Origin of the sequence: Pseudomonas sp. GL-B-12, assembly GCF_019955895.1 — a bacterium.
Classification (GTDB): domain Bacteria; phylum Pseudomonadota; class Gammaproteobacteria; order Pseudomonadales; family Pseudomonadaceae; genus Aquipseudomonas.
The window spans coordinates 168,067-180,157 of sequence record NZ_JAHBCX010000055.1; the positions used below are offsets into that span (position 1 = coordinate 168,067).

Annotated in this window: 7 protein-coding genes and 1 pseudogene; 6 read left to right on the forward strand and 2 right to left on the reverse strand. The window is 56.8% G+C overall.

All coding sequences use genetic code 11. The features are described 5' to 3' along the window. Nucleotides 1–69: 69 nt before the first annotated feature. Nucleotides 70–2,916, reverse strand: a complete 2,847-nt coding sequence (gene rapA, locus KGA85_RS26185; RefSeq protein ID WP_046043996.1) for an RNA polymerase-associated protein RapA — start codon at nt 2,914–2,916, stop codon at nt 70–72. 217 nt (nt 2,917–3,133) lie between these two features. Here rapA and KGA85_RS26190 point away from each other — a divergent pair, with 217 nt between their 5' ends. The 6 genes and pseudogenes from KGA85_RS26190 to KGA85_RS26210 form a co-directional block, all read left to right on the forward strand. Then, nucleotides 3,134–3,475, forward strand: a complete 342-nt coding sequence (locus tag KGA85_RS26190; RefSeq protein WP_007998360.1) for a hypothetical protein — start codon at nt 3,134–3,136, stop codon at nt 3,473–3,475. 99 nt (nt 3,476–3,574) lie between these two features. After that, nucleotides 3,575–3,736: a hypothetical protein gene (locus KGA85_RS26195; protein WP_008016476.1), complete on the forward strand. Its 162-nt coding sequence runs from the start codon at nt 3,575–3,577 to the stop codon at nt 3,734–3,736. 143 nt (nt 3,737–3,879) lie between these two features. Beyond that, nucleotides 3,880–3,990: a cytochrome c oxidase subunit CcoM gene (gene ccoM, locus KGA85_RS31310; RefSeq protein ID WP_310056553.1), complete on the forward strand. Its 111-nt coding sequence runs from the start codon at nt 3,880–3,882 to the stop codon at nt 3,988–3,990. Between the two features lie 494 nt (nt 3,991–4,484). After that, complete coding sequence (gene ltrA, locus KGA85_RS26200; RefSeq protein WP_223538364.1) at nt 4,485–5,801, forward strand: group II intron reverse transcriptase/maturase; 1,317 nt, start codon at nt 4,485–4,487, stop codon at nt 5,799–5,801. A 202-nt stretch (nt 5,802–6,003) separates the two neighbouring features. Then, nucleotides 6,004–8,742 carry a LuxR C-terminal-related transcriptional regulator gene (locus KGA85_RS26205; RefSeq protein ID WP_223458969.1) on the forward strand — a complete coding sequence of 913 codons (2,739 nt, stop codon included), beginning with the start codon at nt 6,004–6,006 and terminating at the stop codon, nt 8,740–8,742. A 386-nt stretch (nt 8,743–9,128) separates the two neighbouring features. Next, nucleotides 9,129–9,376 (forward strand): annotated as a pseudogene (locus KGA85_RS26210) (IS5/IS1182 family transposase); the annotation flags it as partial. 474 nt (nt 9,377–9,850) lie between these two features. On the opposite strand, the gene KGA85_RS26215 reads toward KGA85_RS26210, so the two are convergent. After that, nucleotides 9,851–11,869 (reverse strand): hypothetical protein, encoded by a 2,019-nt coding sequence (locus KGA85_RS26215; RefSeq protein ID WP_223543475.1) that lies wholly within the window; start codon nt 11,867–11,869, stop codon nt 9,851–9,853. Nucleotides 11,870–12,091: the final 222 nt, after the last annotated feature.

Below are 12,091 nucleotides of genomic sequence, written 5' to 3' on the forward strand. Positions count from 1 at the left end.
CAAAAACCAGATAAACAAAAAGGCCCGCATCGCTGCGGGCCTTCTTTTTATACCGGTGGAGGAGCGGTATTAACCCGCCACCAACACCCGAATCGCTTCCAGTCGCAGCGCAGCCTTGTCGAGCATGGCCAGGCCTTGCTCGCGTTGTTTGCGCAGGGCCACCAGTTCGCTATCGCGCACGGTCGGGTTGACCGCTTGCAACGCGGTCAAGCGCGCAAGTTCTTCCTCGGTATCGGCGGCCAGGCGACGCTGCGCCTCGGCGACACGCTCAGTGTGGCGCGGCAGGATCTTCGCCTCACCGGCATTGATCCGCGGCGTCAGTTGGTCACGCTGGGCCTGGATGAACTTGTTGGCGCTGGCACGTGGCACGCTTTCGAGCTGATCGTTCAAGGTTTCGAATGACACGCGGGCCGACAGGTCGTTGCCATTGGTATCGAGCAGGCAGCGCAGGGCGGCCGGTGGCAGGTAGCGGCCCAGTTGCAGTGAGCGTGGGGCAACCACTTCGCTGACATACAACAGTTCCAGCAACACGGTGCCCGGCTTCAGCGCCTTGTTCTTGATCAGCGCCACGGCGGTGTTGCCCATGGAGCCGGACAGCACCAGGTCCATGCCGCCCTGAACCATCGGGTGCTCCCAGGTGATGAACTGCATGTCTTCGCGAGACAGCGCCTGGTTACGGTCGTAGGTGATGGTCACGCCTTCGTCGTCGCCCAGCGGGAAGCTGGCGTCGAGCATTTTTTCGCTCGGCTTGAGGATCAGCGCGTTCTCCGAATGGTCTTCGCTGTCGATGCCGAAGGCGTCGAACAGGGTTTCCATGTAGATCGGCAGCGCGAACTGATCGTCTTGCTCAAGGATATCTTCCACCAGCGCATCGCCTTCGCCCGCGCCACCGGAGTTCAGCTCCAGCAAACGGTCACGACCAGTGTGCAATTCGACTTCCAGACGCTCACGCTCGGTGCGGGCTTCGTCGATCAGCGCTTGCCACTCGCCATCGTCGGCTTCTTCGAGCAGCGGCAGCAGGCGCGGGCCGAACTGGTGCTGCAAGGCGTTGCCGGTCGGGCAGGTGTTGAGGAATGCGTTCAGTGCTTCGTGGTACCACTGGAACAGGCGCTCTTGCGGGCTGGTTTCCAGGTACGGCACGTGCAGTTCGATGATGTGCTTCTGGCCGATCCGGTCCAGACGACCGATGCGTTGTTCCAGTAGGTCCGGGTGGGACGGCAGGTCGAACAGCACCAGGTGATGGGAGAACTGGAAGTTGCGACCTTCACTGCCGATTTCCGAGCAAATCAGCACTTGCGCACCAAACTCTTCGTCGGCGAAGTAGGCGGCGGCGCGGTCACGCTCGAGGATGTTCATGCCCTCATGGAACACCGTGGCCGGGATGCCGGAACGCACGCGCAGGGCGTCTTCCAGGTCCATGGCGGTTTCGGCGTGGGCGCAGATCACCAGTACTTTGGTGCGCTTGAGCATCTTCAGTTGATCGATCAGCCACTCGACACGCGGGTCGAACTTCCACCAGCGTTCTTCTTCGCTGGCGTCCGGTTGGGCCTGGAAGCTGACTTCCGGGTACAGCTCGGCGTGATCGCCCAGCGGCAGTTCGAGGTATTCGTCCGGGCACGGCAGCGGGTACGGATGCAGCTTGCGCTCCGGGAACCCCTGCACGGCAGCGCGGGTATTGCGGAACAGCACGCGGCCGGTGCCGTGGCGGTCGAGCAATTCACGCACCAGGCGCGCGCTGGCTTCGGTGTCGCCATCGTTGACGGCGGCCAGCAGGGCTTCGCCTTCGTTGCCGAGGAAACCGTGGATGGTCTTGTGGGCTTGCGGCGAAAGGCGCCCCTTGTCCAGCAACTCCTGAACGGCTTCAGCCACCGGGCGATAGTTTTCGCTCTCGGCGCGGAAGGCTTGCAGGTCGTGGAAACGGTTCGGGTCGAGCAGGCGCAGACGGGCGAAGTGACTGTCCTGGCCCAGTTGTTCCGGGGTGGCGGTCAACAGCAGCACACCGGGAATGGTTTCGGCGAGTTGCTCGACCAGGGAATACTCAGGGCTGACCTGGTCTTCGTGCCACACCAGGTGGTGAGCTTCGTCGACCACCAGCAAGTCCCAGCCCGCCGCGAACAGCGCGTCCTGGGCTTTCTCGTCGTCCACCAGCCACTCAAGCGCGACCAGCGCGAGCTGGGTGTCTTCGAACGGATTGCTGGCATCGCTTTCGATGAAGCGCTCTTCGTCGAACAGCGCAACCTGCAGGTTGAAGCGGCGGCGCATCTCGACCAGCCACTGGTGCTGCAGGTTTTCCGGAACCAGGATCAGCACGCGGTTGGCGCGGCCCGAGAGCAATTGGCGATGGATCACCAGGCCGGCTTCGATGGTTTTACCCAGGCCCACTTCGTCGGCCAGCAGAACCCGTGGCGCGATACGGTCGGCGACTTCGCGGGCAATGTGCAACTGGTGCGCGATGGGTTGCGCACGCACACCGCCCAGACCCCACAGCGAGGACTGCAACTGACGGCTGGTGTGTTCCAGTGTGTGATAACGCAGGGAGAACCAGGCCAACGGGTCGATCTGGCCGGCGAACAGACGGTCGCTGGCCAGGCGGAACTGAATGAAGTTCGACAGTTGGGTTTCCGGCAGGGTGACCACTTCGTTCTGCCCGTTGAGGCCGTGGTAAACCAACAGGCCATCAACGTCATCGACTTCGCGGACGGTCAGCTTCCAGCCTTCGAAGTGAGTGATGGAGTCACCCGGCGAAAACCGCACACGGGTGAGGGGCGCATTCCTTAGCGCGTACTGGCGAGTGTCGCCAGTGGCCGGATAGAGCACGGTCAACAAGCGGCCGTCCTGTGCCAGAACGGTGCCTAAACCCAGCTCGGCTTCGCTGTCACTGATCCAGCGTTGCCCCGGTTGATACTGCTGCGCCATGCTGCCTGACTCCCACCTGAAAAAGCGGGCTATCTTAACGGAATGAGGGCTTCAGGGCCAAAGGACTCTCAGAAAAACTCACAGTCATACGTTAGTCCACCTGTGCATGACGCGCCGCTCGGTGCACTAATGAGTGCCAAATGAGTCACAGTTTGCGACCGATGGCTCAAGTCGCCATCCCCGCAGCCGACAGCCTGCCGACAGGAGACTGAAAACCATGCTGCCACCGATGCTCCCCCTGAGTGCCGTGCCGATCACTTCACAGACCGACCCGATCCGTCAGCGCCCGGATATTCCACCGGTGGTGCCGGTGCAGGAAAGCTCCAGTGAAAGCACCATCGACCTGCAAAAGCGCAATCCTGAAGAGGACGGGTTAGTGCTGCGCGAGGAACAGCGGCGCAGGCAGGAGCAGGAACGGCGCCGCCGTGAAGCCGACAATGACCCCGAGGCGCACCTGGCGATTCCCGGGGATGAACTCAATGCCGACAACACCGTGCCGGTGGCGCCGCTGATGGAAGATCAGCCGCGGCAGGGGCTGTGGGTCGATATCGAGATTTGAGCGCAGGCTGGTCAGCGCGACCGTCAGGCCGCATTATTGGGGCAGGGTTGCCGAAATATACGGCGGCTTAAACTCATTTCAAGCGATGCACTGACCGCCATGAGCCAAGACGACAAACTGATTGACCTCAATGCTGAGCGCGCCAAGCGTGTTCATGACCTCAATGACAAGCGGCTCAATGAAGTTCGCCAGGCGTTCGAGCAGGCCATGCCGTTGGGCAAGGCCAAAAAAAAGCCGAAAAACAAACCGAAAAAACGCTGAAATCCCCCGCATTCATTGATGTGGGTCAAATTTTTCCCTTCCTCTTGCCCAGTCTCGGGCGACATTGATCCCGGTCAATATTCTCTCCTGCCCGTTTGGTTAACTTAGCCCTATCGCAACAGGGCAGGTACAGGAGACGCGTCATGTTTTTCGACAACGTGGTGATCGCCGGAGTGCTGACTGTCGGCCTCATGTTTGTATTTTTTGCAGGGTTCGGACTTTTTATCTGGAAGGATTCGCACAAGCGGAAGTAACCGCAGTTCTTTCTGGATGTAATGAGCACGCAAGGCATTTTGGGCAACTTCGGTTGCCCTTTTTTTGTGCGCCCAGCATGGGCGCAATCTTGCGGGTGAAAGTCCCGTCGTAAGCTGACCACAGCGAACGAAGTGAAGCGCAACTGCATGAGGGCGACCGAGTGTGGGGAGGAAGCGTGAATCGAAACCGCGAGCCGATGGACAAGAACCGGATATAAGGCGAAGCCGATCAGGGCGAGCGAGCAAAAGATCGCGAAGCTCTTGTGGTCAAGGATCAGGCTGCGTAAATCCGGCGGTTGTGCGGGGAAGGATTGCGTTCTTACCTGGGGAGATCTCGCCTTGTGTCTGAAAGGGCGACGGTGCGAGCCGGAGCGAGAAGTCAGCAGAGGCCGTAGTAGTCTTTTTTTTTTGACGAAGGGCCGAACGAGAGAGAGTGTTGTAGGCCATGTTGATGCGAACGACCGGAAGTCAGATGCCTGCCAAACGCGGGGCGGATGGAGATAACGAGCGGTGAAACCGTGAGAAGTCCCGCCAGCGACGAGGTCAATCGCCCGCAAGATGAATCCGACAACGCAGGGCAAAGGCTGCTGGAACGGGCCTTTGCGAGAGAAAACCTGAAACGGGCGTGGAAACGGGTCAAAGCCAATAAAGGTGCAGCGGGAGTTGACGGTCTGGACATTGAACAGACTGCTGAAGCCTTGCTGACTCAATGGCCAGTGATTTGTGAACAGCTACTTTCAGGTGTCTACCGGCCCAGTCCGGTAAGACGCGTGGTCATCCCCAAACCTGACGGCGGTGAACGCGAGTTGGGCATTCCGACGGTCACCGACCGCCTGATTCAACAAGCACTGCTGCAAGTCTTGCAGCCACTCCTCGATCCGACCTTCAGTGAACACAGCTACGGCTTTCGCCCGGGACGTTGCGCGCAGGACGCCGTTTTGGCGGCTCAGCGGTATGTGTCCTCGGGGCGCAAAGTGGTGGTGGATGTTGATCTGGAGAAGTTCTTCGACCGGGTCGATCACGACATTTTGATTGATCGCCTACGCAAACGGATTGCGGATCGGGCGGTTATTCGACTGGTCCGGGCGTACCTGGATGCGGGAACGCTGATCAATGGCGTAATCGAGAAAAGCCGCTGCGGGGCGCCGCAGGGCGGTCCGCTGTCACCGTTGCTGGCAAATGTGCTGCTGGACGAAGTGGATCGGGAGCTTGAACATCGAGGTCATTGCTTCGTGCGCTATGCCGACGACGCGAACGTTTATGTTCGCAGTCATAAAGCCGGGCAGCGGGTGATGATCTTGCTGAGGCGTCTGTATGAAAAGCTGCACTTGAGCGTCAACGAGAGCAAGAGCGCGGTGGCCAGTGCGTTTGGTCGCAAGTTTCTGGGTTATGCATTTTGGTGCGCCCGTGACGAAGTCAAACGTGCGGTATCTCAGAAGGCACAAAAGCAATTCAAGCAACGTATCCGGCAGTTCACTCGCCGTTCATGTGGCCGCAGTTTGCAGCAGGTCGTCGACCTCCTACGTCCCTATTTGCTGGGTTGGAAAGCCTATTTCAAGTTGTCGCAAACACCAGGCGTCTGGCGCGAATTGGACAAATGGATGCGGCACCGACTCAGAGCGATTCAACTCAAGCAATGGAAGCGGGGAACGACGACTTATCGTGAATTACGGGCTTTGGGTGCGAGTAAAGAAGTCGCCCAGAAAGTGGCATGTAACACCCGTCGTTGGTGGGACAACAGTCGATGGGCCTTGAATTGGGTGCTTAATCTCGCGTGGTTTGATCGCTTGGGACTTCCACGTCTCTCCTGACCTCAATCCCTCGAACCGCCCGGTGCGGACCCGCATGCCGGGTGGTGTGGCAGGGGTACGGTCTATGAAGGCCGTCCCCTATGCCGATTGTTTGTAGACTTTTTGTAGCCATTTGTAGCAATTACCTTCATTCCCTATCCGTTTACGGCTAGGCTGCGGACATCTGCAACGCCGCCACCCGCAATTCAAACAAGAGCCGGCTATGACTGATTTGTCTACATCCCCAGGTTCTGCACACGTTGCTGTCGCGACACTCGACGGGCGCTTCTTCCGCCCGCCGTTGCCCGACGGCCATGTGCTGCGTCCACGTTTGTGCGAGCGCTTGAGTGCCGGGCTCGGTGGCAGGTTATTGCTGGTCAGCGCACCGGCAGGGTTCGGCAAGAGTTCGTTGGCGGTGGAGTTTTGTCAGGGGTTGCCGGCGCACTGGCAAAGTCTCTGGCTGGGCTTGAGCCCGCGAGACAGTGACCCGGGACGTTTTCTCGAGCGCCTGCTGGAAGGCCTCCAGGACTACTTCCCGCACCTGGGCAGGCAATCCCTCGGGCTGTTGAAAATGCGCCAGCGCCATCAGCCGTTCGCGTTCGAAGAGTGGCTGGACGGCCTGCTCGACGAATTGGCCGAGCACCTGTCCACCGCGACGCCATTGCTGCTGGTGCTGGATGACTACCATCTGGCCCAGGGGCCGGTGCTGGACCGTTGCCTGCAATTTTTCCTCAATCATCTTCCCGATGGCTTGCTGGTGATGGTCACCAGTCGCCAGCGTCCCGACTGGCACCTGGCGCGACTGCGGCTGTCGCGGCAACTGCTTGAGTTACATGAACAGGATTTACGCCTGACCCACGACGAGGCCTTGAGCCTGCTCGACCGGCACAGCAGTTCCTTGCGCGGTGAGGCACTGGAAAACCTGATCCAGCGCAGCGAAGGTTGGGTCGCGGGTTTACGTTTCTGGCTGCTGGCCGCCTCGGAGGCGGGCACCGATGGTGCACTGCCGCAATCGTTGCACGGCGGGGAAGGGCTGATCCGCGATTACCTGCTCGAAGAGGTCATCGATTGCCTGCCCGCCGAGGTTCAGTCGTTCCTCTATGACACGGCGCCCCAGGAGCGTTTTTGCAGCGAACTGTGCGATGCCGTTCGTGACGCCCATGACAGCGGGGAGATCCTGCGCTTCCTGCTTGCCCACCAAGTGTTCCTGGTGCCGCTGGACGAACATGGCCACTGGTATCGATACCACCACCTGTTTTCCGATCTGTTGCGCACGCGGCCGACTTCCCAGTCGATGGTGCCGGCCGCTAGCCTTCACCTGCGTGCCTGCCGCTGGTTCAATGCCCAGGGGCTGCTCGATGAGGCCGTGGAGCAGGCCTTGCGTGCCGGTCACCTGGATGTCGCGGCGAACCTGGTGCAAAACCTCTCCGAAGAGCAGCTGCTGGCCGAGCAGAACGTCGGCATGTTGCTGCGCTGGAAAATGGACTTGCCTGACAGCTTGCTGATCAGCACGCCGCGACTGATCGTGCTCTATAGCTGGGCGTTGGGGATGGCGTGCCAACTGGATGCCGCCGAAGAGCTGGCCAGCCATTTGAGCCGTTTCCTGCCTGCGCCGTCGGCCACCGCCCAGAAGTCGATGCTCGCTCAATGGCTGGCGTTGAGCGGCATCATTGCCCGTGGGCGCGGTAACCGCGAACTGACGCTGCGGTACTGCCGCGAAGCGTTGGAAAGTCTTCCGTCCAAGCGTTACGGCCAGCGCCTGATGTGCCTCTCGACCCTGTCCAACCTGGCCATTGCCGACGGTGATTTGTGGCGGGCACGAGGGCTTAACCGCGAATCGCTGGAGCTGGCGCAACGGGTCGGCAACCCCTTGTTCGAAGCACTGGCACATTACGACCGCGCCCGGGTGCTGCAAGCACGCGGGGAAATCTGTCGGGCGCTGGAAGAGGTCCGCCAGGGAATGCAGCGCCTGCAGAGCTTGTCGGCGCAACGGCTGTATGCGGTTCGCGCCCGGCTGACCTTGTATGAAGGCTTTTTGCTGGCCCTGCGCATGCAGCCGCAGGCGGCGCGGGTGCGATTGCAGGCTGGTTTGAGCGAGGCGCGTGCCTGTCGTGACATCAGCGTGCTGATCGGCCACTGTGTGATTGCCAGGCTGGAAGGCAGCAGCGGCGAGTTCGCCAAGGCCTTTGCCGAACTGGCCGAAGCCGAACGGCTGATGCACATCTGGGATGTGCCGCCGATCTACTACCTGGCCATGATCACCCTGGTCAAATGCGAACTCTGGCTGGCCCAGGGGCGCACCGATCTGGCCGAAGCCTGGCTGGCGCGCCTGGGGCAGACCTATAACGGCGAAAACGGGGCAGCACCACCGGAATTCCACCCGCAATTGCCGCTGCATATCGAATTGCAACAAGCCTTGCTCGACGTCATCCAGGGCCAACCGATGCTGGCCGAAGGGCGTTTGAATGCGCTGCTCGAACATGGCCAGCAAAGCGGTCGGCAGATGCTCAGTGCCATGGCGTTGACCCAGAAAGTGGCGTTATTGCTCGGCAGCGGACGGGAACCGGAAGCACGCAAGGCGCTGACCCAGGCATTGGACGCCGCTGGCGGAGGGGTGCTGCAACCCTTTGAGGGCTTGCTGGCCGAGCACCCGGACTGGCTGCGCGGGCAGCTTCAACAGTGTCCGCCAACCCCTGTTTCCCTGAGCCTCAGTGAAAAACTGCCGGCATTGACTGCCCGCCCCGGACCGGAATCCTGCGCGGCTGCGGAGCAGCTCAGCACGCGGGAATTGGCGGTCCTGCGATTGATCGCCCAGGGCTGTTCGAACCAGGAAATCAGCGATCAGCTGTTTATTTCCTTACACACGGTCAAGACCCACGCCAGCCACATCAACAGCAAACTCGGGGTCGAGAGGCGCACGCAGGCCGTGGCGCGGGCCAAGGAATTGGGGGTACTGGGTTAAGGTTTTTTCACGTTACACATCGCGGCCATTGGCTGGATACTCAATTGTGCGAAAATCGTTCATCCCCGTTTATCGAGCAGGCCCCGATGTCCCAGCAACCCACCCTCATCCGCGAAACCTTCCCTGTCGGTCCTTTGCAGTGCAACTGCAATGATGCGTGACTGGCTTCCACGTTGATTTACAAGGTATTTATGTAAAAACACCTTTTATTTCAAATGCTTGTGTTCATGCAGTGATGTGCGTTTCGAAGCGTACTTTTGCAGTGTTTCGCTCTCGCAGTGTGCCAAAACTGTGCCCGCACAAGTGTTGTGTCAGAGCCCAGGGAGACCCAGAACAAATCCCCAAATATTCTGAAATATGCCCTTATCACCTGACCCGAGCCCGGCATGAGCCAGATGAGTTTTTCCGACCTCGAATACGCCGGCGAACTTAAGCGAAGTCGCCGCGAACGGTTCCTTGCCGAGATGGATCACATTGTGCCCTGGATTGGTTTACTGAAGCTGATCGAACCGTATTACCCAAGGCTGACGGTGGTCGCAAGCCCTATCCTCTAGAAACCGTGCTGCGCATCCCTCTAGCGCAAAACTGGTTCTCTCTGAGCGACCCGGGCGATGGAAAGGCGCTGTATGACATCAGGTGGGTAATCGCACAGACTTACCCCACATTTGCATTCGACCTGACCAGTCATTTGCAACGGATTGGACCAGTACGCTCCGTGGCCATAACCGGCAGAGAACGACCGATAGCTGACGGTGGCGATAGGCAGAAATCGGCCAAAAGTTAACCTGGTTGGTAGCCGAAAAGAAGCGTAAATAAAGGCTTCCAGGCGGGGCCGTGAAAAACTAACCTTCCTAACTTTTTTCCCACGGCTCAACATGAAAATGGCTTGAGGGTACGAGGAGGGGGATATGACCTGCCGCGCACTGGTAAGGCTAAACATCCCCCAATACGGCCCCCAGCTTGTTGTCGTTGCGTACAAACACCGCTAGAAGGCTTGAAATACGTGGCGGGGGTGAAGGGAATCGAACCCTCGTTATCAGCTTGGGACGCTGACAGATCAGCAGAGCTGATATTCTGGCAGCAATCCCAAGCTATTCACGGTGGCAGATCAGTCGAACAGCTCGCCGCTATACGTCTTGCGGTGATATTCCTGAACTCCTTCTACTGAGTTTAGGTAATCGATTAGCTCTTTAAGAGCGATGACGTAGAACTTAGTTGTTGCGGAGTTTAAAATGTGAGTAATTCCGTGATAGTCGCGTAAGTGCAGGTTGTCCAGGTCTAAAAGCGAAATGACATCGTAATTGCGCTGGCACTCTGAGCCTAATTCCCATGCAATGGCAAGATGGATTTCTTTTTCGCTTTTGTACTCGGACTCAAATTCGCGGATTAGTGCATCAATATTGAATTTGTACTCAAGAATTTTTGGAGGGCTGGTGTATTCTTTGTTGTACTGAAGCTGTTGAACTCCCAGTGGATTGTTTTCTTTGTCATATTCATGGTTAGAGAGAGGGTCTCTAATGATGAATTTAAAAACTCCATCATACTGCTGCGTTTGACTGGTGGCTAATAATTTTATGCCTCGGATAACTCCGCCAGCAACTAACTGATTGAAAAGTACAATCACATCCTGCTCTGAGACAGGTTCGGATGTTATTGAGATCTCATTGGTTGGCGCAAAGAAATTCTTGTTGGTGAGGCTCAGTGGTCGTTCAATTTCATGGGCTTCTTGCGCTCGTACCCAGTCATGAAGAGAGCCCTCTCTAGTTATGTCGTTCTTGGCACCTGTATCTGTTCTTAGCAGGCGTCGCCATTTCTGAAAGCGCTTCACGATCTCCACTGAAATCTGTTCTGCAGCTTCTTTCAATTCAGGTTGAAACCCTTTGCGTCCTAAATCTGGATCTGCATCTACGAAGTGGACAATGACGTGGCACTGGTTTTGGTGGCCGATATTAGATGTCAGAGGTATTGTGATCAATTCACCCTGTATCATCTGGTTATTAGCGAGCTGTAGACCACCTTTCAAGACCCTATACAGCTTTCTTAGCTTCGCAAGCTCGTCATTAAACTGATCCCAAATAGACGTAGAGTAAGCAAAGTAACCGTATGCTGAAATCTGGTACTGGCTGATTAGCGTGTCAAACTTGTCGTTGGGTGATAGCAAAGAAAGCAAATCTTCAGTGCTAAAAAACTCATATATTCCGTTAGCCTTCAGATATTTCATCGGAAGGTCGGATGAATCCTTTCCTTGGGATTGAAGCTTTTTCTGAATTGTCAATACGTCTTTGAGGTTGACGCTTGCACTTAATTTCAAGTGCGGGTAAATATAGCTGCAGCTTTGTTCGGAAAGAGTTGAAATTCCACCTTGTTTGTTTATAACGTTAAGCTGGAATTTAATTTTTGAGCTTTCTGATGCAAATGTTATTGCGCCGAGTGGTGTTTTGATAAGTAGTAGGAATAGCCATTGCTCGGCAGTGGTGGCGGAGTACCAGGATAGGTCTTTTGGTCGAGTGCTGATTCCGCCGAATTTTATTTTAAAAGTCGATCCTCTTGGTATTTCCGCGAACGTTGGGTCAGCAATTTCCGAGGATGTAACCATGGGTCGCGTCACAATACCGTGAAAGTCTTCAACCCAGTCACGGCCTTTCAAAAGCTCCCCGTGAAACGTGTGCCCTGGTACTTTTGTGCCAAATTGTAGGTAGTCGAAGCCATAGCCTATGTAGGTAGCTCCAACTCCTTTGTTGCCCCTCGTTTGCCCGCCGTTTTTAAAGGAGATATTTGGAGCAAGGAATGATTTAAATTCTTTTTCGTTGAACCCAATGCCATTGTCAGTTATGGAAAAAGAGTTTTCTTCAAGATTTACAGTTAACCAAAGCTTGGGAGTGTAGTCTGGTTCCTTAAGCTCAGTTGCGCGGCGGTCCACAGCATCCATAGCATTTTGAATGAGTTCGGAAAAAGAGTCATACATACCAACGTAGGACTTCAAGATGTTCTTGATTTCACGCTTCTTCGCAGCAAACAAAATCTCTGCATCTACATCTTGACCGCTGGTGAGCGGATCCCATGACTCTAGCTTCATTACAGTCCCTTTAGATCGGCATTTGATCGGCTTCGGTGTCAGAGCACCCAACACGGGAGTCCTGAATGATTTTTCATTAGCAGGACGTTACCAGTGGGCTGGAAAATCAACTATTGAATAATTATATTGAAGCAAGGCTCTCGATAGGGTGAATCGTGAATCGCCCCTGATTTCCTAGACGCATCCGACCGTCTGCTTCTGGCCGATTCTGTTGAAAAAGTCGGTCTGCGCAAACGGCCTGATCATTGACTGGTGAAAACGCCTTTTTTGCAC

Excerpts from the sequence above, each read along its gene's own strand:
- rapA (WP_046043996.1), bottom strand. The coding sequence starts at position 2,916 with ATGGCGCAGCAGTATCAACCGGGGCAACGCTGGATCAGTGACAGCGAA.
- KGA85_RS26190 (WP_007998360.1), top strand. The coding sequence starts at position 3,134 with ATGCTGCCACCGATGCTCCCCCTGAGTGCCGTGCCGATCACTTCACAG.
- KGA85_RS26195 (WP_008016476.1), top strand. The coding sequence starts at position 3,575 with ATGAGCCAAGACGACAAACTGATTGACCTCAATGCTGAGCGCGCCAAG.
- ccoM (WP_310056553.1), top strand. The coding sequence starts at position 3,880 with ATGTTTTTCGACAACGTGGTGATCGCCGGAGTGCTGACTGTCGGCCTC.
- ltrA (WP_223538364.1), top strand. The coding sequence starts at position 4,485 with ATGGAGATAACGAGCGGTGAAACCGTGAGAAGTCCCGCCAGCGACGAG.
- KGA85_RS26205 (WP_223458969.1), top strand. The coding sequence starts at position 6,004 with ATGACTGATTTGTCTACATCCCCAGGTTCTGCACACGTTGCTGTCGCG.